Below are 23,201 nucleotides of genomic sequence, written 5' to 3' on the forward strand. Positions count from 1 at the left end.
CATATCAGGTCACTATTATTCAAGACGCGCCGTTACCGCATGTTTACAATCCGAACGCATATTTCGCCTTTAGCCAGTCCATTTGCGTGGACGACACAGCCCAATTTTTGAGCAGCGTCGCGGCGCGATGCGCGCCAGCCAATCACCACCCACGCAGCGAAAGCGTGGCGCACCCGATCTTCGGCCTTCAACCAGGTGCACAACATCGTTCAATCGAACTCGCGAACAGCGTTTCCTGGAGGCGGCCATGATTCAGATCGGCACATTGCTCGTCAACTTCGAACAGCGAGAGATTCGTCAGCACGGCCGGCCGGTGCGGATCGGCGCACGTGCGTTTGACATTCTCGAGGTGCTGTATCGCGCGGACGGCGGGATCGTGTCGAAGGACGCCATCATGGATGCCGTGTGGCCCGGCTCGATCGTCGAGGAGAACCGGCTGCAGGTGCATATCGCCGCGTTGCGCAAGCTGTTCGGCGCGGACCGCGAACTCATCAAGACCGTGCCGGGGCGCGGCTATCTGCTCGTGTCGGAGAATCGTCATGCGCGTGCGCCGGAACGGCAACGCGGGCCGCTCGCGAATGGCGGCGGGCTGCCTGCCTGCGCCGCCACGCTGGTTGGCCGTCAGGGCGAGATCGCGCAGATCGTCGAACGGCTTGGTCATGCGTCCGTCGTCACGCTGGTCGGTGCGGGCGGCATCGGCAAGACATGTCTAGCCATCCATGTCGCGCGGGCCATGCGCGACCCCGCGGGCGACCATTTCAACGAGCCGGTGTGCTTCGTCGAACTGGCCAAAACATCGACGCGCGACACCGTGCTCAAGGCGCTGGCGGGCGCATTGCTGATCGATGCATCCGATGAATACCTGACACAGGAAAGCCTCGCCGGCGTGATCGCCGCCGCGCCGTGCGTGCTCGTGCTCGACAACGCCGAGCACGTGATCGACGTGGTCGCGAGTCTCGTCGAAGCGCTGGCCGCGCGCAATCCGGCGCTACGCGTGCTTGTGACGAGCCGCGAGCCGCTGCACATCTGGGCCGAGTCCGTGTTTCGCGTCGAACCGCTGGCCGTGCCCGCGAGCGGGGCATCCACCGATGCGATCCTCGCGCATTCGGCCGTCGAACTGTTCCTGAACCGCGCGAAGTCGGTTGCGCCCGAATGCGGCGCCGATGAAAACGCGATCCGTCTGGTCGGCGAAATCTGCCGGCGGCTGGAAGGTTTGCCGCTCGCCATTGAACTGGCCGCTGCGCGCGTGGCGACGCTCGGCGTCGAAGGCGTGGCCTCGCGTCTGGACGACCGCCTGAACCTGCTGACGGGCGGCTTGCGTTCCGCGCTGCCGCGTCATCAGACCTTGCGCGCGACCTTCGACTGGAGCTACGCGCTGCTCGATACGACATCGCGTATGTTGTTCAGGCGGCTCGGGTTCTTCGCTGGCGCCTTCACCTTCGACGCCGTCTGCACCGTCGCGACCGAACCGGACATGCCGATCGCGTCCGTCATTTCGAGCTTGAGCGAACTGGCCGCCAAGTCGCTGTTGAGCGTCGAGTTCTGCGGCGCCATCGCGCAATACCGCCTGACGGAATCGACGCGTGCGTACGCGATGGAGAAACTGCGCGACGAAGGCGAGTTGCAGCGCATCGCGACGCGTCACATGCACTATCTGCAGGAGCGGATCGAACACGGCAAGGTGTCGGTCGGCGGTGCCGCGCATCTCGCTGCCGCCGAGCCGCGTCTTGCGCTCGACGACGCGCGTGCCGCTTTCGAATGGGCTTTCTCGCCGGGTGGCAATCCCGCGCTTGGCGTCGCGCTGGCGGGCTCGCTGGTGGGGACGTTGTTGCAAGGCCCGCTGCTGCACGAGTGCTATGAACGTTCGGGCCGCGCGCTGGCCGCGCTCGATGCGCTGCCGCCCGGTTCCGTCGATACCCTGTGTGAAATGCGCCTGTGTTCCGCGTATGCGTCGACCTTGCTGCACACGGGCGGCGCGGTGCGCGAGGCGGGCCCGTTGTGGAAGCGCGTGCTGGTGCTCGCGCGCCAGGCACGCGACGATGCATTCGAGGCGCGCGCACTGTGGGGCGCATGGAACTCGATGCTCGCGTCGTCCGACATTCATGCATCGTTCCGCTTTGCGACGCGCTTCCAGGCCTTTGCCGAACGCTGCGGCACGCCGTGGCAGCAGATTCTCGCGGCAGAGATGATCGCCGTGTCGCTGCATTGCTTCGGCGAGCACGAGCAGGCGCGCGTGAGGCTGGAGCGGGCGATCGCCGCGCTGACCGAACTCGGGCCGATCGCGCCCGGCAGCCTTGGCGTCGCCGTCGATCCATTGACGTTCGGCAATGGCACGCTTGCGCGGATCGTGTGGATGCAGGGGCATCCAGAGCGGGCGATGCAGCTGGTCGAGAACGTCGTCAATTCGATCCGGCCTGACATGCTGGAGCCTTCGCTTAGTCACGTGCTTGCCGTCGTTGCCGTGCCATTGGCACTGCAATGCGGCGAGCTCGAAACGGCAGCGCGCTATCTCGCCGTACTGCGATCGCAGGTCGCGTTGAACCGCTTCGAGATCTGGCAGGCGTACGGCGAGTGCCACGCGGGACACCTGGACATTTTGCAGGGACACCCGCACGCCGGCCTGGCGAAGCTCGAACCCGCGCTGCAACGGTTGTTGTCGTGCGGCTTCCGGCGAGTGTTGACGCCCGTGATCGCCGTTTGCGCGGAAGCGTTGACGAGAACGGGGCGCATCGCCGAGGCGCGGCTGAAGCTGGAAGAGGCGCTTGAGTTCTGTAACGCGCATGGCGAGCATTTCTTCATCGCGGAACTGCAACGCGTGATGGGCGTGACGGCGCTGGAGCAATCGCGCGTGATCCAGTCGAACGGGCGCGCGTCGATGGCCGACGAGTTCGAAACGGAAGCACGCCGCCATCTGCTCGACGCGATGCAGACGGCCAGAGAGCAACATGCGCCGATGCTCGAACTGCGCGCCGGGCTGAACTTCGCGGACCACCTGCTCGAACGCGGCGAGACGGCGCGGGCGGCGTCGCTGCTGGCCGACGTGTCGAAGCGCGTTGACCTGCAATCGAACGCGACCGATATCAGGCGGCTTACCGTGCTTCTGCGTCTGACGCGCGATTCTCGCCCGCCGCTCGATGCCGACAGCGGCCAGCCAGCGATGACCAACGATCTTTGACGCGCACGATCATCCTTGTTCGAATCCACCTGAAAATTCATTAATCTCCGCAGACGCATGCGCGCAATGCGATGCGCGCCTGCTGAAGCATTCACTCCGTCAAGCGCGCAAGGTTCCGTTCAGGACGTTTAAGCCGCGCATAAGGACTTTGACTGCGCACCTCGCTAAGCTCCGTTTCTTCTGACACCAGGCCCGCGCCGCGCCAGCGTGCGCGATGCGACGCAACGACGGAGAACAACGAATGAGCGCGCACAACCAGCGTGAGAACTTCGTGAAGGCGAAGGACGGCACGGACATCTTCTTCAAGGACTGGGGCACGGGTACGCCCGTCGTCTTCTCGCATGGCTGGCCGCTGTCCGCCGACGCGTGGGACCCGCAGATGCTGTTCCTCGTGAACCAGGGCTATCGCGTGATCGCCCACGACCGACGCGGACATGGCCGTTCAGGCCAGGCTCCGGGCGGCAACGACATGGACACCTACGCCGACGACCTCGCCGCCGTGCTCGATGCGCTCGACGTGACGAACGCGATGCTGGTCGGCCATTCGACGGGCGGCGGCGAAGTCGCGCATTACATTGGCCGTCATGGCTCGAAGCGTGTCGCGAAGGCCGTGCTGATCGGCGCCGTGCCGCCGCTGATGCTGAAGACGGCCGGCAATCCGGGCGGCCTGCCGATGTCCGTGTTCGACGGGATTCGCGCGGGCGTTGCCGCCAACCGCTCGCAGTTCTACCTCGATCTCGCGACGCCGTTCTACGGGTTCAATCGTCCCAACGCGCAGGTCTCGCAAGGGCTGATCCAGGACTTCTGGCGCCAGGGCATGGCGGGCTCGATCAAAGGCCAGTACGAGTGCATCAGGCAGTTCTCCGAAGTCGACTATACGGATGACCTGAAGAAGATCGACGTGCCCACGCTCTTCCTGCATGGCGACGACGATCAGATCGTGCCCATCGACGCTTCGGCGAAGCTTGCGTCGAAGCTCGTGAAGAATGCGACGCTGAAGGTCTATGCAGGCGCGCCGCACGGCATGTGCAGCACGCATGTCGAGCAGGTGAATGCAGACCTTCTGTCGTTCCTGAAGCAGTAACCGGCCGGGCATTCGCGGGGCGCGCATCGGCGTGCTCATCGGCGTGCATGAAGCGAAGCATCGAGAACGCCGCCCGTCAGGCATGCCGGGCGGCTTTTGTTCGTTGTACACTCCTTTGCAGTCGGTTCCGCTTGTCGTTTCGTGCCATCATGGCTGCAATCGTCACAGCTCATGTCGATATGGCATCGTATAGTGTGAGCCTTTCAATGTTGTGCAACGGCCGTTGCGAGCTCCACAGTCCACAACATCACCTCTTCAGATGATGACGATCAGGATCGGTCAACTCGAGATTTCACTTGATCATCGCGAAGTGCGTCTCGATGGGCAGAGAGTCCCGATCGGCAGCCGCGCGTTCGACATTCTCGCGTTGCTGATCGCCGCCGACGGCGAACTCGTATCGAAAGACGAGATCATGCGCGTCGTCTGGCCGACCACGGTCGTCGAGAAGAACAATCTGCAGGTTCATATCTCCGCGCTGCGCCGTGCATTCGGCGACGAGCGGGAGCGTCTGCGCACGGTGCCCGGCCGTGGCTACCGTCTGGTCATGCATGACGACGTCGACGCGCGCGATGGCGCCAGCGTGCCGTCCGCCATGCAAGAGGATCTCTCAGTCGGCGCTGACGCAGCGCGACCTTCGCGTCAGCCGTTGCCCGCACGCGTGCCGGAATTGATTGGCCGGCAGGATGCGCTCGATGGCGTGTTAGCCGCCTTGCGCGCGCATCAGGCCGTGACGCTTGTAGGCACGGGCGGCATCGGCAAGACGCGCCTCGCGGTCGAAGTCGCGCATGCGCTCCAGCACGCGTTCGCCGACGGCGTCGTGTTCGTGCCGCTCGCGGCCGTGAGCGATGCGCCGTCGGCGCTCGACGCGCTCGCGTTCGCGATGGGCAGCCGGCTTTCCGCGAGCCGCACGGCGCTTGCGCAGATCGCCGCCGAATGGCGCGACCGCGATGCGTTAGTGGTGCTCGACAACTGCGAGCAGGTGCTGGAGATCGTGGCCGCCATCGCGGAGTCCCTGACGGGCGCGGGCAGCCGCATGCGCGTGCTGGCGACGAGCCGCGAAGCCTTGCGCGTGCGCGACGAAATCGTCTATCAGGTGCCGCCATTGTCCGTGCCGACCCCGGACGATCCCGGCACCGATGTGTTGCGCACGCCCGCCGTGCGTTTCTTTCTGGCACGCGCGCAAGCCGACGGCGCCCACTTTGCGCTCGACGAAGCCAGCATTCGTCTGACGGGGAAGTGTGCCGCCGGCTCGACGGCATCCCGCTCGCGCTCGAACTGGCCGCGTCGCGCGCGGCTTTGCTGGGCATCGGTCTGCTAGCCGAGCATCTCGACGACCGCTTCCGCATTCTCACGGGCGGCCGGCGCACGGCCCTGCCGCGCCATCAGACGCTCAAGGCGACGCTCGACTGGAGCTACCGTCTCCTGAGCCGTGACGAACAGAAGTTGCTGCGCTGGCTCGGGATGTTCGTCAACGGCTTCACGCTCGACGCTGCCTGCGCGATGGCGGAGCACGCCGGGCTCACGCGCATGGAAGCGCTCGATGCCGTGAGCGGTCTCGTATCGCGTTCGTTGCTGACGACGGACTTCGAAGGCTCGTCGTATCGCTACCGTTTGCTTGAATCGACGCGAGCCTACGCGCTCCAGCAACTCGACGACAACGGCGAGCGACTGTCCGCAGCGGGCGCGCATGCAGTGCTGTTCCTGCAGATGCTCGAAACGGCGCAGAAGCGCTGGGCCGAGCGGCCCGTCGTCGAGTGGCTTGGCGAGTTCACACGTGAGCTCGGCAACCTGCGCACCGCGCTCGACTGGACACTGGGCGAACGCGGCGATCACGCGACAGGCATTGCGCTCGCGGCTGTCACCGTGCCTTATCTATATGACCTGTCGCTGGTCGAAGAGTGTTGCAGCCGTGCGCGTGCTGCGCTGCGCATCGTTCCTTCTGAAGCGCGAGAAGTCGGTAGTGTCGACGTCGAAGCGCACTTGCGGCTCATGTCGGCGCTCGCCGCCGCGCTCGTCTACACGGAAGGCCCCCTGACGGAAACGCGCGAAGCCTGGACGCTCGTGCTGAACGAGGCCTTGCAGGCCGGTCACGCCAACTACGTAACGCGGGCGCGCTGGGGCGTGTGGAACTGGCATCAATACAGTGGACGCGCGCGCGATGCGCTGATGCTCGCGCGCCGCTTCGGCGATCTCGCGCGCAGCAGCGGCGATGCAACGCTGGTTGTGTTGTCGGGGCGCGTCGAAGGGATCGCGCTGCACTATGCGGGCGACCAGTGCCGTGCACGCGAGTTGCTGGAACGGATGATCGAAGAGTACGAAGTCAAGCTGCTGAGCCGCTGGCACACAACCGGCTTTCGCATCGATCACGGTATCGTCGCGCGCGCGACGCTGGCGCGCGTGCGGTGGGTGCAAGGCGAGCGCGGTGGCGCATACGATCTCGCCGCGCGCTGCTTCGATTCGGCCGTGCAGTACGACCATGAAATCGTCATCTGCTATGTGCTCGTTGAAGCGCTCGTGCCGATTGCGCTGCTGAATGGCGATCAGGCGGCGGCGCGTCATGGGATCGACGTGCTGCATGAACTGTCGACGCGGTTCGGCTTCACGATCTGGAGCGCATGCTGCGCGTGCTACGACGCATGGCTCGCGACACTCGAAAGTCCGGGAGCTGATTCGATAGCGCTGTTGACGAGCGCGATCTCCCCGCTGCGCGCAACCGGCTATCTCGCGCAGCTTTCGCCGTTGCAGGGGCAACTCGCTGTCGCGCTGATGAAGGCGTCGCGCGACAAGAAAGCGCTCACCGTGATCGACGACGCACTGCGACACGCCGACGACAACGGCGAACGCTGGTACTACGCCGAGCTATGCAGGATCAAGGGCGACGTGCTGTGCAAGCTCGACCGTCACGACGAAGCGCAACGCTGGTTCGCGACATCGCTCGACTGGGAACAGCGTAACGGCGTCGAACGCACCGTTGCGCGCGAAGCATCGGCCGCGCGCGCATCGCTGCGTGTTGTCTCTGTTCAATCCCGTGCTTAATAACGTCACTTAATAACGTTTAAGGCGCGCATCAGGACTTTAAGTCCGCCCGTCACTAATCTTCTCGCAAGTCGAAATGCCCGCACGGCATTGTGAAACTCGCGCAAAAGCCGCGCGGGAAGCCGTTCGCATCCGCATAGCCGATGCAACGTCGACTGGATTCATCCACTAACCGGACGCTAGCGCGGTTGCCTTCAGGCAACCGTGCGGGTCTCTCGCATGCCTGCGAAATGGAGCTACTCATGGCACATGAACTGTTGACGCCCGACACATGCGCGCTCGCGCTTATCGACCATCAGCCGCAGATGTTCTTCGGCACGCACTCGCACGAGCGCACAACCGTCCTGCACAACGTCCAGATCCTCGCGAAGGCCGCGAAGCTCTTCAACGTGCCGACCATCCTGACGACGATCGCCGCCGACTCGTTCAGCGGCCATCTGCTGCCTGAAGTACAGGCGGTGTTTCCGGAGACCAAGCCGATCGACCGCACGTCGATGAACTCGTGGGAAGACAAGGGCTTCCGTGAAGCGATCAAGGCAACGGGCCGCAAGAAGATCGTGATCGCGGGCCTGTGGACGGAAGTGTGCGTGACGTTCCCGACCATCCAGATGCTGGCCGAAGGCTTCGAAATCTACGTGCCGACGGACGCATGCGGCGACATCACGGAAGAAGCGCATGAGCGCGCGGTGCAACGCATCGTTCAGGCGGGCGCCGTGCCGATGAACTCGCTGCAGTTCATGTGCGAGCTGCAACGCGACTGGGCGCGCGGCGAAACGTACGAAGGCTGCATGGACATCTTCAAAGCGCACAGCGCATACGGCATCGGCGTGCGCTACGCGAAGCAGATTCTCGGCGAGCACGCGAGCGAGGCAGGCTGATCGGGCTTCATTGCCTCAAGCATTTTTCTGTATTGATTCGCGCGCGGCGTCGCTGATGTCGCGCGTGAATTGCGCCTGACCACGATTCACGGAGAGCGACGATGACCGCACCCATTCAGCCCGCCCGCATTGCGGACCTGGTGATCTACAACGGCAAGATAGCGACGCAGGACGACAAGCGTTCGTTCGTGACGGCGCTCGCCGTCACGAAAGGCGAGATCGTCGCAAGTGGCAACGATCACGACATGATGCAATGGGCGAACGATTCGACGCGCCGCATCGACCTGAAGGGCCGCACGGTCATCCCGGGCCTCAACGATTCGCACCTTCACGTGATTCGCGGCGGCCTCAATTTCAATCTCGAGTTGCGCTGGGATGGCGTGCCGTCGCTGCGCGATGCGCTCGAGATGCTGCGCGCGCAGGTTGCGCGCACGCCGGCGCCGCAATGGGTGCGCGTGGTCGGCGGATGGAACGAATTCCAGTTTGCGGAGAAGCGCGGCCCGACGCTCGAAGAGATCAACGCGATCGCGCCGGATACGCCCGTCTTCATCCTGCACCTTTACGACAGCGCATTGCTGAACGCTGCGGCGCTGCGCGCCGTCGGCTACGACCGCGATACGCCGAACCCGCCGGGCGGCGAAATCCAGCGCGACCGCCGTGGCAATCCGACGGGCATGCTGATCGCGCGCCCGAATGCGGGCCTGCTGTATGCGACGCTCGCGAAAGGTCCGAAGCTGCCGCTCGACGATCAGATGAACTCGTCGCGCCAGTTCATGCGCGAGCTGAACCGCCTCGGCGTGACGAGCGCGATCGATGCGGGCGGCGGCTATCAGGCGTATCCCGACGACTACGCCGTCATCATGGAACTCGCGAAGCGCAACGAGCTGACGGTGCGGATCGCGTACAACCTCTTTACGCAGAACGCGAAGAAGGAAATCGAAGACTTCGCGAAGTGGGTCAAGGTCACGAAGCCCGGCGACGGCGACGACTTCCTGAAGGTCAACGGCGCGGGCGAAATGCTGGTGTTCTCCGCCGCTGACTTCGAAGACTTCCTGGAGCCGCGCCCCGATCTGCCGGAGGCGATGGAAAGCGAACTCGAAGCCGTCGTGCGGCTGCTCGTGCAGAACCGCTGGCCGTTCCGGCTGCATGCGACTTACGACGAATCGATCGAACGCTTTCTCAATGTGTTCGAGCGCGTCAATCAGGACACGCCGTTCGCGGGCCTGCGCTGGTTCTTCGACCACTGCGAGACGATTTCACAGCGCAATATCGAGCGTATTGCGGCGCTTGGCGGCGGCATTGCCGTGCAGCACCGGATGGCGTATCAGGGCGAGTACTTCATTGCCCGTTATGGCGCAGAAGCCGCCGCGCGCACGCCGCCCGTGCGGCAGATGCTGGCAGCAGGGCTGCCTGTTGGCGCCGGCACGGACGCGACGCGTGTCGCGAGCTTCAATCCGTTCGTGTCGCTGTTCTGGCTGGTGTCGGGACGTACGGTGGGCGGCACCCCGATGTACACGGCGCAAGACCGGCTCGACCGCATGGAAGCGCTGCGCCGCTATACGGTCGGCAGCGCGTGGTTCTCGAATGACGAGACGCGCAAGGGCGCCTTGGTTCCGGGCCAGCTTGCCGACTTCGCGGTGCTGTCGGACGACTACTTCACCGTCGATGAAGACGCGATCAAGCATTTGACCTCGGTGCTGACGGTCGTCAACGGCCGCGTCGTCTATGCCGCCGACGAGTTCGAAACCTTCGCTCCGCCTGCGCTGCCCGTCAGCCCGACATGGTCGCCCGTCGCGGAGTATGGCGGCTACGCGCGCTACCGTCCCGCCGCCGCGCCGCTGCAGCAATCGTGCAACGACGCGTGCGTGAACCTGTGTGGCGTGCATCGTCATGCGCATGGATGGGCCTGGCGCAGCAACGTCCCCGCCAGCGATGCGAACTCGTTCTGGGGCGCGCTCGGTTGCAGCTGCTTTGCGTTCTGACGCGTGCACGCAATGAACCGTTTTTCCGCACCCGACGCCGCGCTGCTGTTTCTGCGCGTCACTGCGAGCGTGCTCGTGCTGCTCGTGCATGGACTGCCGAAGGCACTCCACTTCGCGAGCCAGCTCGACGCGATCGAAGACCCTTTGCATCTCGGCAAGATGCTGACGCTGGCTTTTGCGATTTTCGCGGAAGTCGTGTGTCCGCTGCTGATGATCGTGGGCATCGCGACGCGGCTCGCCGCGCTGCCGATAATGCTGGTCAGCGTGATTGCGCTCGGCCTCGTGCATCGCGAATGGACGCTGGATCAAGGGCAGTTCGCGTGGATGCTGCTGATCCTGTTCGGCACCATTGCGATCGGCGGCGCGGGCCGTTACCGCTTTGCGCTGCGGCCGCATGCGTCGGGGCAACGACAGGCGTGAGCGTAGACGATGGAATCGATCATGTCGAATGAACGTGCGGCGCGGGCCGTCGGAGCCGCAGGCGTGTGCGTTCCGCACACGCCGCTTGTCATTGCAGCCGCGAGGCCGCGCACGCGTCCCTGCCGGGGCTGATTCAGTGACGCAACGAAGGAGTAAGCCATGTCATACCTGATTTCTTTGGGCGCGGGCCTCGTGGTCGGCCTGCTGTATTACCTCGTGCGCGTGCAGTCGCCCGCGCCGCCGCTGATTGCGCTCGCGGGACTGCTCGGCATCGTGATCGGCGAGCATGCGATTCCGTTCGTGCAGGCGCAGATACGCACGCCCGATGCGCAAACGCAAAGCGCGCCCTCCGTCGCCAGCAACAAGCCGGCTCCGTCACCCAGCAAGGACCAATGAGCACGGGCGCGGAGGCGCAACTCGCGGCGCAACTCGATCACGTGCCTGGCGAGGACACCTGGCTTGCGACCATCGCGGGCTATGTCGACACGCTCGGCTTCGTCGCGCTGTTTGGTCTTTTCACCGCGCACGTGACGGGCAATTTCATTCTGATCGGCTCGGGACTGGCGGGCGCGGGGACGGGTCTGCTGATCAAGTGGCTCGCATTTCCCGCGTTCGTCGCGGGAATCGTGCTCGCGCGCGTGCTCGACAACCAGTTGCTTGTGCGCGGACATGGCATGCGCGCCTGCGCGCTGTACGTGCTGCAGGCGGCGCTGCTGACGGGCTTCATGGCAGCGGGCGTGCTGGCCGCGCCCATCACCGACTCTGACGCGCCGCTGACGATTGCCTGCGGTCTGCTCGGCGCGGCCGCGATGGGCGTGCAGAACGCGCATGGTCGCCTGACCGCGCGCTCTGTCGTCGCCAATACGGTGATGACGGGCAACGTCACGCAAGCCGTGATCGACGTGTTCGATCTGCTGTTTTCACCCGCCGATGCGAAAACGCGGCATGCGGCGCGCAGTCGCCTGTGGCGCACGCTGCCGCCCGTCGCCGGTTTTGCGATTGGCGCGGGCGCGGGTGCGGCCGGGTATCTGCTCGCGTCGTTCTGGGCGCTGCTGTTGCCGCTCGCCGCGCTGTGCGTGCTCGCGGCGCTGTCCAGAAACACGGGCGCGGCGCCCGCGCAAACCTGATTGCGCCGCGCGTCATGACGAGACGCGGCGGCAACTATTACCAGCAAGGAGTGTTTTCATGAGTACCGTCAAGATGTATCGATTGTTGCGCGCGGCTGTCGTGTCGATTGCGGCGCTCGGCGTGACGCTGGCCGGCTCGCCCGCTTTCGCGGAAGCCGACCATCAGAGCGCGGGCAAGGGCGCGCCCGTCGTGTCCGTGGGACCGCAATACGACACGACGCACGTCTATGTGTCGAGCCAGGACATCGACGCGTTCGTCGACAGCTTCGTCGCGACGTTCGGCGGCAAGGCTTCGCCGCGCGCCGTGTTCACGGTCACGCCGACGCCGAGCAAGACGGCCTCGCAATACGTGCAGACGCCTGTCGGCATGTTGTCGGTGTTCGCGTTCCAGACGCCGATTCCGTATCCGTTCGGCAGCGAGCGCACCGGCTATCTCGTCACCGATATCGACAAGGCCGTGCGCGCCGCGCGCGCAGCGGGCGCCGATGTGATCGTCGATACATTCGACGACCCGATCGGCAAGGACGCTGTCATCCAGTGGCCGGGCGGTCTTTATATGCAGTTGTACTGGCACACGAAGGCGCCTTCGTATGGTCCGCTCGAAACGGTGCCGGACAATCGCGTCTACGTGTCCCCACAGGCGGCGGACAACTTCATCAAGCGCTTCGTGCGCTTCTCGCACGGCAAGATCGTCTCCGATAACCGCCGTGCCGATGGCGGCGAAATCGGCCGGCCGGGCGACACGATCCGGCGCGTGCGTATCGCGTCTGGCTTCGGCAACATGCTCGTGTTCGTGACGGATGGCAAGCTGCCGTATCCGTATGGCCGCGAGACGACGGGCTATCAGGTCGCCGATCTCGACGCGACGCTCACCAAGGCGCAAGGCGTCGGCGTGAAGGTGCTGTCGCCCGCGAGCAGCACGGTCGAAGGGCGCAGCGCGATGGTCGAATTTCCCGGCGGCTACGTCGCCGAGATTCACGAAGCGAAGAAGTGACGGTGCGTCGCTCAATCAAACGCGCGAAGCGAGCTGCCGCTTGCGCCGCGCTCGCCATGTGCGGTCTGGCGGACGGCACGAACGCGCTCGCCGCCGACACGGCAGAGGCAAGCAAGGCGGAAACTAGTGCAGCCGACGCATCGCAATGCACCGCTAAGCGGCCGTCGTCACTGTCGTTCAACCGCTGGCAGGAAGACTGGTCGGTGCTGGCGTTGCCGTGCGTGCCGCGCAAGCCGTTCGATGCGCTCAAGTACATTCCGCTGGGCGGCGATCCGTCGACTTATCTGTCGCTAGGCGCGAACCTGCGCGAGCGCTTCGAGCTGAACAACACGCCGCTGTTCGGACTCGGCAGCGCGGGCCCCGACAGCTACGTGATCCAGCGCGCGGAGGTACATGCCGACGCGCGCATCGGCGGGCATGTGCAGGCGTTCTTTCAGCTCGAAGACGCGCGTCCTTTCGGCAAGGATTCCGTCACGCCCGTCGACAAGAATCCGCTCGATATCGAGCAGGCGTTCGTCGCGTTCGTCTATGGCGTGGGCGGCGGCACGTTCAAGGCGCGCGTCGGCCGCCAGGAGATGGCGTTCGACTTGCAGCGCTTCGTGTCGGTGCGCGACGGCCCCAACGTGCGCCAGGCATTCGACGCGCTGTGGGCCGACTATGAAATCGACAAATGGCGCTTCATCGGCTACATGGCGCAGCCCGTACAGTACCGCGACGTCACGGCCTTCGACGATGTGTCGAACCGGCATCTGACGTTCAGCGGCGTGCGCGTCGAGCGCGCGAACACGGGGCCGGGTGATCTGTCCGCGTACTGGTCGCGCTACAACCGCGACAACGCGCGCTTTCTCGATGCGACGGGCACCGAGCATCGCGATGTGTTCGACGTGCGCTACGCGGGCAAGGTCGCGTCGTTCGACTGGGACGCGGAAACGATGGTTCAGACGGGCCACGTCGGCAACGACACGATCGGCGCGTGGGCGTTCGGCGTGCTGAGCGGCTATACGTTCGCAACCGTGGCGGGCTCGCCGCGGCTCGGCTTGCAGGTGGACGGCGCATCGGGCGACCGGCATCCGGGTGACGGTCGTGTCGGAACCTTCAACCCGCTGTTCCCCAACGGCTACTACTTCACGCTGGCGGGCTACACGGGTTATAGCAACCTGATTCACGTGAAGCCGTCGATCACGTTCAAGGTAACGCCGAAGGTCACGCTGTTGACGGCACTCGGCTTCCAGTGGCGCGCAACGACAGCCGACGCGATCTACGGCCAGGGGATGGCCGTGGTGCCGGGCACGGCAGGCAAGGGCACGCGCTGGACGGGCATGTACGCGCAGGTTCGCGCCGACTGGCTCGTCAGTTCGAACGTTGCGCTCGCGCTGGAAGCGGTGCACTTCGAAGTCGGCGATTCGATACGCGCGTTAGGGGCGCGCAATGCGGACTATGTGGGCGTCGAGGCGAAGTTCGGCTGGTGACGGATAGCGGCACTGCGCACGGACGTGCGCATGCCGCACCTTCTTGCGAAGGCGCGGATGCAGACAACACACGCTGTTTCGCGCTACCAGCCGTAACCGCGGTAGCCGTAATACCCGGGGCGGTACACGGGCACCTGCGCCGCATACTGCATCGGCATGACCGGCTGGCTCACGTAGACAGGCTGGTGGTAGACAGGCACGTACTGCACGGGCGGCGGCTGATACGGCTGGAACACGACCGTTTGCATCTCTTCCGGCGAAGGGCCCTCGTACATCGGCGGCTGCGTATAGACGACAGGCGCGGGCCGGTAGCGCGGACGCGGCGGCGGCGCGGGTGCATATTGCACGGGCGCGGCATCGTCATCGTCGTAAGCTGCTTGCGCCTGCAACTGCCGCTGCGCGACGCGCGGCTGATTCACGCGCCGCACCTGCGCGTTGTCGTCGGCGGGCATGTCGGACGGCAACGGCGGCGGTTGCTGCGCGTTGGCCTTCGACGTGTGCTTCAACTGGTCGCGCAACGAAGCGTAAGTATCGGCATCCTCCTTCGCGCGCGCGTTGTAGCCGCTGTGATAGGCGTCGCTCAGATCCTTCAGGCGTGCCTTGTTTTCCTCGTCGGCGGTCATCTGCTCTTCGCCTGGATCGAGCGAAGCCTCGTTTGCGCCGCCATTGTCATAGGCTGACCGCGGCCCGTCAGCCCACGCAGCGGCGGACAGAAGGGCTGGCCCGAAGGCCACGGTCAACGCCGCAGACCCGAGCAATGTGGTGATTCTCATGGTTGTTACCTCGCTGGTGGTCATATACGGCAAACACAACTCCGTACGCGTGTCCGGTGCTGACCGCCTGCGAATCAGCATCCCGCCGGAACCTGACGTACACCCATGCTGCACGCCTTTACCAGGGGCGACCCCGAGTAACGGACGCGCATCGCATGCGTCCGCACGATCAACATGATGTGAATAAAGTTGCCAGCAATCGACCCGGCCGGATGCGATCTAACGCACATTGCGCAGTATTTGTGTGATGAGGAAAAACGCGAGGTTATGCTTTTTCGATATCGGTGGTCTGCGCTGGGGCAGGTGTCTCAAAGTGTGGGTCCGGGAAATCGTTTGCGCGGCGTCCGAGTGCGGCGGCAAGCGCGTTGCGATCCAGACCGCCTTCCCACGCCGACACGACGATCGACGCCACGCCGTTCCCGACGATATTCGTCAGCGCGCGGCACTCGGACATGAAGCGGTCGATGCCCAGTATCAACACCATCGCCGCGACGGGCACGGTCGGCACGACGGAAAGACTCGCGGCCAGCGTGATGAAGCCCGCGCCCGTCACACCCGTCGATCCTTTCGAGGTCAGCATCGTCACCAGCAGCAGTGTGATTTCCTGCGTGACGGTCAGATGCGTGTTGGTTGCCTGCGCGAGAAACAGCACGGCGAGCGTCATATAGATGTTCGTACCGTCGAGATTGAACGAGTAACCCGTCGGCACGACGAGCCCGACGACGCCGCGCGGGCAGCCGAGCCGTTCGAGCTTTTCCATCAGTTGAGGCAGCGCCGCTTCGGACGTCGAGGTGCCGAGCACGATCAGCAGTTCGTCGCGGATATACACCAGGAAGCGCCACAGGCTGAATCCGCACATCCGGGCGACCACGCCCAGCACGATCGCGACGAACAGGGCCGCTGTCAGATAGAACGAGCCGATCAGCTTGAGCATCGGCAGCAGGGAGACGATGCCGTAACGGCCGATCGTGAACGCCATCGCGCCAAACGCGCCAATGGGCGCGAGGCTCGTGATCATATGCACGATGCGGAAGAACGCTTTCGACAGCGTTTCGACGAGATTCGTCACGGGCGCTGCCTTGTCGCCCAGTACGGCCAGCGCGGAGCCGAACAGCATCGCGATCACCAGCACGGGCAGGATATCGCCTTGCGTCATCGCGCCGGCGAAGGTGTCGGGGATCGCGTGCATGACGAACGCCACGATGCCGTCGCCATGCGCGGCCTGCGCCGCGTAGCTCGATACGGCGCTCGCATCGAGTGTCGCGGGATCGACGTTGAAGCCGCTGCCTGGCTTGAGCACGTGCGCGGCGACGAGGCCGATCGCGAGCGCGAGCGTCGACGCGGCCTCGAAATACAGCAGCGCCTTGCCGCCGACGCGTCCGACCTTCTTCATGTCCTGCATGCCGGCGATGCCCGTCACGACCGTGCAGAAGATCACCGGCCCGATGATCATCCTTACCAGTTTGATGAACATGTCGCCGAGCGGCTTCAGCGCGACGGCTTCATGCGGTGCGAAGTGTCCGAGCAGCACGCCCGCCGCGATGGCGAACAGCACCTGGATATAAAGAACCTTGTAGAACGGTTTGCGCTTCATGTCTCCTCCGTTTTTCGGGGCAAAGCGGGGCCGTTCCCTTCTGCAGTCGGAAGGGAATCGGCGTGTCGGAACGTGAAAGGGTGGTGCGGCTGTTTTCGCCGCTATCGTGATGGCGGCGCGAGCGTCATAGCACTTGTGCCCATGCGCACCGCGCGAAATGCGCGCGCTCGAACGCCTCGATATCTGGCAGGGACGCAAGCGTCAGGTCGATCGTGTCCATGCCTTCGATCACCATTCGCTTATGGCGCGCACCAAGCGGATACGTGTAGGTCTGTCCGTGCGCAGCCGTCACGGTTTGCCGTTCGAGATCGATGCGCAGTTTCGATTCAGGCGTTTGGGTCGACGCCTGCACGAGTGCATCAATTGCGTCGCGTTCGAGTTGCACGAGCAGCAGACGGTTGTTCATCGCGTTCGAATAGAAAATCTCCGCGAAACTCGGCGCGATTACCGCCTGAAAGCCGTATTGCTGCAAGCCCCACACCGCGTGCTCGCGGCTCGATCCGCAGCCGAAGTTCGCTCCGCCGATCAGGATGCGCGCGCCGTCATAGGCTTGCTGGTTGAGCACGCAGCCGGCGCGCGGTACGCCTTGCGCATCGAAGCGCAGGTCGTACAGCAAGCCGTCTGCAAGACCGGCCTTGTCGACGATGCGTAAAAACTGCTTCGGCATGATCTGGTCGGTGTCGAGGTTGTCGATCGGCAACGGCGCCGCCGTGCCTTCGATGATGGTCAAGCGGTTCATTGCGCGTGTGTCTCCAGTGTGCGGACATCGGTGATGCAGCCGGTCAATGCGGCTGCTGCTGCCATCGCGGGACTCATCAGATGCGTGCGGCCGCCGCGTCCCTGGCGTCCTTCGAAATTGCGGTTCGTCGTCGATGCGCAGCGTTCGCCTTCGTCGAGCATGTCGTCGTTCATCGCGAGGCACATCGAGCAACCCGGCTCGCGCCATTCGAAGCCGGCGTCAATCAGCGTCTGCGCGATGCCTTCCTGTTCCGCCGCGCGCCGCACGCTGCCCGAGCCGGGCACCACCATCGCGCGCACGCCTTGCGCGACGTGCTTGCCGCGCACGATCTGCGCGACGCTGCGCAGGTCTTCGATGCGCCCATTGGTGCACGAACCGATGAAGACGCGATTGATCCGCGTGCCGGCCAGCGGCTGTTGTGCTTCGAGTCCCATGTAATCGAGCGCGCGGCGCAGCGACGCGGCGGCTTCGCGCGAAGGCTGTTCGGCTTCTCCGGGGATGCGCGCATCGATTGCAATGGCCTGGTCGGGGCTGGTGCCCCACGTGACGAACGGTGCGATGTCGCGCGCGTCGAAACGGTGTTCGGCGTCGAAGTGCGCGTCGTCGTCGGAGCGAAGGGTGCGCCAGTCGTCGAGGGCGGCTTGCCACGCGGCTTCGTCGAGCGAGTTGGCATGCGCGCGCACATAGTCGAAGGTGGTCGCGTCGGGCGCGATCAGCGCGGCGCGCGCGCCCGCTTCGACGGTCATGTTGCACAAGGTCATGCGCGCTTCCGCCGACAGCGACGCGATGGTCGATCCCGCGAACTCGACGGCATAGCCACGCGCGCCTTGTGCGCCGATCCGGCTGAGCAGCCAGATCACGACGTCTTTCGATGACGTGCCATAAGGCAGCGCGCCGTCGATCACGATACGCATGGTCTGCGCGAGCCGATAGACGAGGGTTTGCGTCGCGAGCACATGCTCGACCTCGGACGTGCCGATGCCGAAGCCCAGCGCGCCCAATGCGCCGTACGTGGTCGTGTGGCTGTCGCCGCACAGCACGACCATGCCGGGCCGCACGAGTCCCATTTCGGGCGCGACGATGTGCTCGATGCCCTGCATCGGATCGTTCGCGGCGAGCAGGCGGATGCCCGCGCGCTCGCAGTTGCGGCCGAGATTCTGCGCGAGCACGAGCGATGCGGCGTCGCGGATCACGCGCGGCGTTTCGGCGTGAGTCGGAATGATGTGACTGACGATGGCGAGTTGCTGCCGTGGCCTGCGCACCGCGCGGCCACGCGCTTCGAGCGCGCTGAAGGCTTGCGGACTGGTGTACTCGTTCATCAAATGCAGATCGACGTAGAGCAGCACGTTCTGTTCGTCGATGCGCGATACGAGATGCGAATCGACGAGCTTCTGGTAGAGGGTTCGTTTCGACATGGTGATGTGAGGTTTCTTTGTGTTGGAGTCACGCGCCAAGAAAGGGCAGCACGCGGTCCAGAAAAAGTTGCGGCGCTTCTTCCGGGATGTAGTGGCCGCAGGGCAGTGCTTCGCCTTGGACTTGCGGTGCGTATGGCCGCCACTCCACAAGCGGCTCGAAGCATTGCTCGATCACTCCTTGCGCGCCCCACAGCGCGAGAAAGTCGCACTTGATCTGCTCACGCGCGGCGAGTGTCGCGCGGTCGTGTTCGAGGTCGATCGTGACGCTCGCGCGGTAGTCCTCGCAGATGCCATGCGCGGTAGCGGGATCGGACAGACAACGCAGATATTCGGCGTAGGCTTGCGCGGTGAACGGCGCGAGGCCCGCGCTGCGCGCGCCGATCGTCTGCTTCAGATAGAGGTCCGGGTCGGCGCGGATCAGCGTCTCCGGAAACGGCGCGGGACGCACCAGCATGAACCAGTGCCAGTAGACGCGGGCGAAATCGAACGAGGTCTTCTCGTACATCGCGAGCGTGGGCGCAACGTCGAGCGTGACCAGGCGTTCGACGGCGTCGGGGTGATCGAGCGCCATGCGCGCGGCCACGCGTCCGCCGCGGTCGTGGCCGATCACGGCAAACGACGTGAAGCCGTGCGCGCGCATCAGTTCGACCTGATCGAGCGCCATGCGGCGCTTGGCGTAGTTCGCGTGATCCGGCGTGCCTTGCGGCTTGCCGCTGTCGCCGTAGCCGCGCAGGTCGGCGGCGATCACGGTGAAGCGTTCGGCGAGTGCGGGCGCGACCTTGTGCCAGATTGCGTGCGTCTGCGGGTGGCCGTGCAACAGCAGCAGCGCGGGACCGCGTCCGCCCTTGATTGCGTGAATCGTGATGCCGTCGATGTGGGCCGACGCATCCGTGAATCCTTCGAACATCGTTGTCTCCCAAGGTTGAATCGAGTCTAATTGATGCCTCGGGAGATAGGGTTTCCGCAAATGCATTCCGGTCGTAACTTTCAGGAACGAATCTTGGCGGACGTTGGGAGACAGTGAAAATGGATGGCTTCTCGGATCTGAATCTGTTTGCGCTGGTCGCGCGGCATCGCAATCTGGCGGCGGCGGCGCGCGAGCTTGGCGTAACGCCGCCGGCTGTCAGCAAGCGCCTGGCGCAACTGGAACGGCGGCTCGGCGTACGCCTGATGAACCGCACGACGCGGCGTTTGAGCCTGACGCCGGAAGGCGAGCTATACCTTGCGAATGGCTCGCGGATCCTTGACGAGTTGCAGGAACTCGAACAGTTGGTGACGCGTAGCCGGGCTGAGCCGGCGGGGTTGCTGCGTGTGAATGCGTCGTTTGGTTTCGGCCGTGCGCGGATTGCGCCTGCGATTTCCGATTTCGTTGCGCGTTTTCCGTCGATGAAGATTCAGCTTCATCTGACCGACAGGCCGATGAGTTTGCAGGAAGAGGGTTTTGATCTTGGCATCCGGTTTGGCGAGGTGCCTGATGCGCGTGTCAATGCGCGTTTGTTGATGAAGAACCGGCGCATCGTGTGCGCGTCGCCCGAATACGTGAAGCTGCATGGGACGCCTTTGCTGCCGCATGATCTGACGCGGCATGCGTGTATTGTGTTGCGCGAGAATGAGTCGGCTTATGGGACGTGGCATTTTTCGCGCGGCAAGCGCGTGGAGACTGTGAAGGTCGATGGGCCTCTGGCGAGTAATGATGGTAGTGCAGTGCTGCACTGGGCGCTTGAAGGGCGTGGGGTGGTTGTGCGTTCTGAGTGGGAAATTGGAGAGTATCTCGAGCGGGGCGCGCTCGTGCCGCTTTTGGTTGATTGGGCGCTGCCCGGGGCGGATATTCATGCGATTTATCTTGAGAGGAATCAGCTTTCCGTCAAGCTGCGGACGTTTGTTGATTTTCTTGGGGAGTATTTGCGGGGTTCCCCGCAGTGAGTTTTTGTTTTGCGCCTGCGTGGCGTGGGCGGTTTTTTGCCTTTGCGCGGGCATCCGCGTTTTGTTAGCGTGCTTCACGCGTCGCCCCTGTGCGGGGCGGCACCTACTTTTCTTTGCCGCCGCAAAGAAAAGTAGGCGAAAGAAAGCGGCTCACACCGCCAACATTTCTTCCTGCCTGAGGGCCCCCAAAGGGTCTTACGCTTCACACGGCAATCACGTGACCCATGTTCGTTGCCAGCGCATTGAAAGAGCGCCTCACCTACTGCACGCGCCCGCGTTGCGGCACACCGTGCCAGATATTCCGCCGCCGCCCAGGTGGCAAACTGTGTGTAGGCCGTAGCGCCACACACGCCTCACTCCGAACCGATAGCGCACGCGTTCCACCCTGTAAGAGCGCTACCCTATACGACGCGACAACCTACACACAGTTTGCCACCTGGGCGGCACATACCTTTCGCTGCCGCTAGCCGTTGTGCAGGTGTTTGAAGTGAATGAGGCGCTTATTCGAAGCGTTGGCAACACGCGCGAACAAGGGCGTTGCCGTGTGAAGCGTAAGACCCTTTGGGGCCCTCAGGCAAGAAGAAATGTTGGCGGTGTGAGCCGCTTTCTTTTGCCTACTTTTCTTTGCGGCGGCAAAGAAAAGTAGGTGCCGCCCCGCACAGGGGCGACGCGTGAAGCACGCTAACAAAACGCGGATGCCAGCGCAAAAGCAAAAAACCAAACCGCGTGCGCAGCAAACCCCACCTCGCGAAGGCAAAAAAAGGCCCACGCCGCGCAGCCGCATCCAACAAAAATGCTGACCTTCAGTGTCAGCCCGGGTGCGTGACCTCTGCCGCGACCTGTGCCGGCTCCCGATACCCGAGCCTCGCCGACACAGCAGCCCCCGCAGCCTTGAGCAAAGCCACATAGTGCAACTTGGTATCAGCCCCACACCGCATCGTCGGAAACGAAACAGAAAGCCCGGCAATCACACGCCCAAACCGGTCAAACACAGGCACAGCCAGGCATCGCAAGCCTTCTTCCTGCTCCTCGATATCCTCGCCATAACCCTGCGCGCGCACCTGCGGCAGAATGCTCATCACGGCATCGGCAGAGGCGAGCGTCTTCGCCGTCGACTTGCGAAACTCGATATGCGACAACACCTCGCGCGCCTCAGCAGGTTCCAGCCACGCAAGCAACACCTTGCCAATCGCCGTGCTATGCAACGGATTACGCCGCCCAATACGCGACTGCATCCGCAACCCATAGTCAGCGTCGATCTTGTGAATATAGATAATCGCGTCTTCGTCAAAAGTGCCGAGGTGCACGGCCTCCCGCGTCGCGCCCGCAATGCGCCGCATCTCAATGTCGGCCTCGCGCACGAGATCAACGCTTTCCAGCGCCTTCGCTCCGAGTTCGAACAGCCGGATGGTCAGGTGATAGCGCTCGGTCTCGACCTCTTGCGTCACATACCCAAGCGCCTTGAGCGTTTGCAACACGCGATGCACAGTCGTCTTCGACAGCGAAAGCCGTTGCGATAGCTCGCTGATGCCAATCTGCCCGCTGTCGCCAATCGCGCCGAGAATCGCGAACACGCGCGCGATCGACGACAACGATTCGCCTTTATCGGCGGCGTCCGCGTCGGATGTGAGCGGGGCGGCGGCGCGCTTGCGGGGCGCGGTGGCCGTGGTCTTGAGTTTGTCGATGGCTGCCATAGTGTCTTTGCAGCGGTTGCCCGCAGCGTCTTTCCACAACGATGTTGCTGATCGCCGAAATATACCGCGTGCACCGCGCAATTCACATCAAATCACATCACCGCGCGAGCCAGCCGCCGTCGACAGCGAGCGTATGGCCGTGCACGTAGTCCGAAGCCTGCGACGCGAGAAACACGACGGGGCCCGCCAGATCGTCGGGCGTGCCCCAGCGTCCCGCCGGGATGCGCGCGACGATCTCGCTGTTGCGCTGCTCGTCGTCCCGCAACGCCGCCGTGTTCGACGTCGCCATGTAGCCCGGCGCGATCGCATTCACGTTGATGCCGCGCGCCGCCCATTCGTTGGCGAGCAGGCGCGTGAGTCCGAGCATGCCGCTTTTCGACGACGTGTACGACGCGACGCGGATGCCGCCCTGAAACGACAGCATCGACGCGACGTTGATGATCTTGCCGCGCTTCTCCTGCTCGACGAAATGCCGCGCGAGGGCTTGCGCGAGAAAGAACGCGCTCTTCAGGTTCACGTTCATCACGGCATCCCAGTCGTCCTCGCTGAACGTGAGCGCGTCCGCGCGCCGGATGATGCCCGCGTTGTTCACCAGCACGTCGATGCGTCCACAGGCTTCGAGCGCGGCGCGCACGATGTCGTCGATGGGCGCGATGTCCGAAAGGTCCGCGTTCACGCCGACATAGCGGCGGCCCTGCGCCTTTACCTGTTGCGCGGTGTCGCTGTCGTCCGAGCGGCTCACGCCGACGATGTCGCAACCGGCGGCCGCGAGCGCGCGCGCCATGCCCGCGCCGAGTCCCGTGTTGCTGCCCGTGACGAGCGCGATCTTGCCGCTGAGATCAAAAGGATGCGAAGGATGCGAAGTCATGCGCGATTCCTGTTCGATGAAAGCCCGCGT

Annotated in this window: 19 protein-coding genes; 12 read left to right on the plus strand and 7 right to left on the minus strand. The window is 64.2% G+C overall.

Going from position 1 to position 23,201, the window contains the following annotated elements; all coding sequences use genetic code 11:
- The first annotated feature begins 247 nt into the window (after window positions 1–247).
- The 11 genes from H1204_RS39875 to H1204_RS39920 all read left to right on the plus strand — a co-directional run bounded on the left by H1204_RS39875 (window position 248) and on the right by H1204_RS39920 (window position 14,165).
- Window positions 248–3,175 (plus strand): winged helix-turn-helix domain-containing protein, encoded by a 2,928-nt coding sequence (locus H1204_RS39875; protein ID WP_180734129.1) that lies wholly within the window; start codon window positions 248–250, stop codon window positions 3,173–3,175.
- A gap of 241 nt (window positions 3,176–3,416) precedes the next feature.
- Window positions 3,417–4,259 (plus strand): alpha/beta hydrolase, encoded by an 843-nt coding sequence (locus tag H1204_RS39880; protein WP_180734130.1) that lies wholly within the window; start codon window positions 3,417–3,419, stop codon window positions 4,257–4,259.
- Window positions 4,260–4,518: 259 nt separating this feature from the next.
- The gene (locus tag H1204_RS51940) at window positions 4,519–5,577 is read left to right on the plus strand and encodes a winged helix-turn-helix domain-containing protein (protein ID WP_243468880.1); all 1,059 of its coding nucleotides are present in this window, start codon (window positions 4,519–4,521) and stop codon (window positions 5,575–5,577) included.
- Window positions 5,496–7,295 (plus strand): hypothetical protein, encoded by a 1,800-nt coding sequence (locus tag H1204_RS51945; RefSeq protein WP_243468881.1) that lies wholly within the window; start codon window positions 5,496–5,498, stop codon window positions 7,293–7,295. The genes H1204_RS51940 and H1204_RS51945 overlap by 82 nt, the downstream gene beginning before the upstream one ends.
- A gap of 242 nt (window positions 7,296–7,537) precedes the next feature.
- Window positions 7,538–8,173: a hydrolase gene (locus H1204_RS39890; RefSeq protein ID WP_180726927.1), complete on the plus strand. Its 636-nt coding sequence runs from the start codon at window positions 7,538–7,540 to the stop codon at window positions 8,171–8,173.
- A gap of 101 nt (window positions 8,174–8,274) precedes the next feature.
- Complete coding sequence (locus H1204_RS39895) at window positions 8,275–10,155, plus strand: amidohydrolase (protein WP_180734131.1); 1,881 nt, start codon at window positions 8,275–8,277, stop codon at window positions 10,153–10,155.
- Window positions 10,156–10,167: 12 nt separating this feature from the next.
- A complete protein-coding gene (locus H1204_RS39900; protein WP_180734132.1) occupies window positions 10,168–10,575 on the plus strand; it encodes a DoxX family protein in 408 nt (135 codons plus the stop codon).
- 159 nt (window positions 10,576–10,734) lie between these two features.
- A complete protein-coding gene (locus H1204_RS39905; protein WP_180734133.1) occupies window positions 10,735–10,971 on the plus strand; it encodes a DUF1427 family protein in 237 nt (78 codons plus the stop codon).
- Entirely contained in the window at window positions 10,968–11,702 is a 735-nt protein-coding gene (locus tag H1204_RS39910; protein WP_180734134.1) for a YoaK family protein, read from the plus strand. The genes H1204_RS39905 and H1204_RS39910 overlap by 4 nt, the downstream gene beginning before the upstream one ends.
- Before the next feature lie 58 nt (window positions 11,703–11,760).
- Window positions 11,761–12,696: a glyoxalase gene (locus H1204_RS39915; RefSeq protein WP_180734135.1), complete on the plus strand. Its 936-nt coding sequence runs from the start codon at window positions 11,761–11,763 to the stop codon at window positions 12,694–12,696.
- 56 nt (window positions 12,697–12,752) lie between these two features.
- The gene (locus H1204_RS39920; RefSeq protein ID WP_243468971.1) at window positions 12,753–14,165 is read left to right on the plus strand and encodes an alginate export family protein; all 1,413 of its coding nucleotides are present in this window, start codon (window positions 12,753–12,755) and stop codon (window positions 14,163–14,165) included.
- A gap of 83 nt (window positions 14,166–14,248) precedes the next feature.
- Here H1204_RS39920 and H1204_RS39925 read toward each other — a convergent pair whose 3' ends face one another.
- From H1204_RS39925 to H1204_RS39945, 5 genes are all read right to left on the minus strand, one after another.
- Window positions 14,249–14,938: a hypothetical protein gene (locus H1204_RS39925; RefSeq protein WP_180734137.1), complete on the minus strand. Its 690-nt coding sequence runs from the start codon at window positions 14,936–14,938 to the stop codon at window positions 14,249–14,251.
- A gap of 265 nt (window positions 14,939–15,203) precedes the next feature.
- Complete coding sequence (locus tag H1204_RS39930; RefSeq protein WP_180734138.1) at window positions 15,204–16,532, minus strand: dicarboxylate/amino acid:cation symporter; 1,329 nt, start codon at window positions 16,530–16,532, stop codon at window positions 15,204–15,206.
- A 124-nt stretch (window positions 16,533–16,656) separates the two neighbouring features.
- Window positions 16,657–17,271, minus strand: coding sequence for a 3-isopropylmalate dehydratase small subunit (gene leuD, locus H1204_RS39935; RefSeq protein WP_180734139.1), 615 nt, complete (start codon window positions 17,269–17,271; stop codon window positions 16,657–16,659).
- Window positions 17,268–18,686 (minus strand): 3-isopropylmalate dehydratase large subunit, encoded by a 1,419-nt coding sequence (leuC, locus tag H1204_RS39940; RefSeq protein ID WP_180734140.1) that lies wholly within the window; start codon window positions 18,684–18,686, stop codon window positions 17,268–17,270. Before leuC ends, leuD begins: the two co-directional genes overlap by 4 nt.
- A gap of 28 nt (window positions 18,687–18,714) precedes the next feature.
- Entirely contained in the window at window positions 18,715–19,593 is an 879-nt protein-coding gene (locus H1204_RS39945; RefSeq protein WP_180734141.1) for an alpha/beta hydrolase, read from the minus strand.
- A 119-nt stretch (window positions 19,594–19,712) separates the two neighbouring features.
- Here H1204_RS39945 and H1204_RS39950 point away from each other — a divergent pair, with 119 nt between their 5' ends.
- Complete coding sequence (locus H1204_RS39950) at window positions 19,713–20,609, plus strand: LysR family transcriptional regulator (protein WP_180734142.1); 897 nt, start codon at window positions 19,713–19,715, stop codon at window positions 20,607–20,609.
- An 809-nt stretch (window positions 20,610–21,418) separates the two neighbouring features.
- Here H1204_RS39950 and kdgR read toward each other — a convergent pair.
- Together kdgR and kduD are read right to left on the minus strand one after the other, a co-directional pair.
- Window positions 21,419–22,303, minus strand: coding sequence for a DNA-binding transcriptional regulator KdgR (gene kdgR, locus H1204_RS39955; RefSeq protein WP_180734143.1), 885 nt, complete (start codon window positions 22,301–22,303; stop codon window positions 21,419–21,421).
- A 97-nt stretch (window positions 22,304–22,400) separates the two neighbouring features.
- Window positions 22,401–23,171, minus strand: coding sequence for a 2-dehydro-3-deoxy-D-gluconate 5-dehydrogenase KduD (gene kduD / locus H1204_RS39960; RefSeq protein WP_180734144.1), 771 nt, complete (start codon window positions 23,169–23,171; stop codon window positions 22,401–22,403).
- Window positions 23,172–23,201 lie beyond the last annotated feature (30 nt).

Source organism: Paraburkholderia sp. PGU19, from assembly GCF_013426915.1.
GTDB lineage: Bacteria > Pseudomonadota > Gammaproteobacteria > Burkholderiales > Burkholderiaceae > Paraburkholderia.

Bases quoted from the DNA above. Each gene is read 5' to 3' on its own strand.
- H1204_RS39875 (WP_180734129.1), top strand. From the start codon at position 248: ATGATTCAGATCGGCACATTGCTCGTCAACTTCGAACAGCGAGAGATT.
- H1204_RS39880 (WP_180734130.1), top strand. From the start codon at position 3,417: ATGAGCGCGCACAACCAGCGTGAGAACTTCGTGAAGGCGAAGGACGGC.
- H1204_RS51940 (WP_243468880.1), top strand. From the start codon at position 4,519: ATGATGACGATCAGGATCGGTCAACTCGAGATTTCACTTGATCATCGC.
- H1204_RS39890 (WP_180726927.1), top strand. From the start codon at position 7,538: ATGGCACATGAACTGTTGACGCCCGACACATGCGCGCTCGCGCTTATC.
- H1204_RS39895 (WP_180734131.1), top strand. From the start codon at position 8,275: ATGACCGCACCCATTCAGCCCGCCCGCATTGCGGACCTGGTGATCTAC.
- H1204_RS39900 (WP_180734132.1), top strand. From the start codon at position 10,168: ATGAACCGTTTTTCCGCACCCGACGCCGCGCTGCTGTTTCTGCGCGTC.
- H1204_RS39905 (WP_180734133.1), top strand. From the start codon at position 10,735: ATGTCATACCTGATTTCTTTGGGCGCGGGCCTCGTGGTCGGCCTGCTG.
- H1204_RS39910 (WP_180734134.1), top strand. From the start codon at position 10,968: ATGAGCACGGGCGCGGAGGCGCAACTCGCGGCGCAACTCGATCACGTG.
- H1204_RS39915 (WP_180734135.1), top strand. From the start codon at position 11,761: ATGAGTACCGTCAAGATGTATCGATTGTTGCGCGCGGCTGTCGTGTCG.
- H1204_RS39920 (WP_243468971.1), top strand. From the start codon at position 12,753: ATGTGCGGTCTGGCGGACGGCACGAACGCGCTCGCCGCCGACACGGCA.
- H1204_RS39925 (WP_180734137.1), bottom strand. From the start codon at position 14,938: ATGAGAATCACCACATTGCTCGGGTCTGCGGCGTTGACCGTGGCCTTC.
- H1204_RS39930 (WP_180734138.1), bottom strand. From the start codon at position 16,532: ATGAAGCGCAAACCGTTCTACAAGGTTCTTTATATCCAGGTGCTGTTC.
- leuD (WP_180734139.1), bottom strand. From the start codon at position 17,271: ATGAACCGCTTGACCATCATCGAAGGCACGGCGGCGCCGTTGCCGATC.
- leuC (WP_180734140.1), bottom strand. From the start codon at position 18,686: ATGTCGAAACGAACCCTCTACCAGAAGCTCGTCGATTCGCATCTCGTA.
- H1204_RS39945 (WP_180734141.1), bottom strand. From the start codon at position 19,593: ATGTTCGAAGGATTCACGGATGCGTCGGCCCACATCGACGGCATCACG.
- H1204_RS39950 (WP_180734142.1), top strand. From the start codon at position 19,713: ATGGATGGCTTCTCGGATCTGAATCTGTTTGCGCTGGTCGCGCGGCAT.
- kdgR (WP_180734143.1), bottom strand. From the start codon at position 22,303: ATGGCAGCCATCGACAAACTCAAGACCACGGCCACCGCGCCCCGCAAG.
- kduD (WP_180734144.1), bottom strand. From the start codon at position 23,171: ATGACTTCGCATCCTTCGCATCCTTTTGATCTCAGCGGCAAGATCGCG.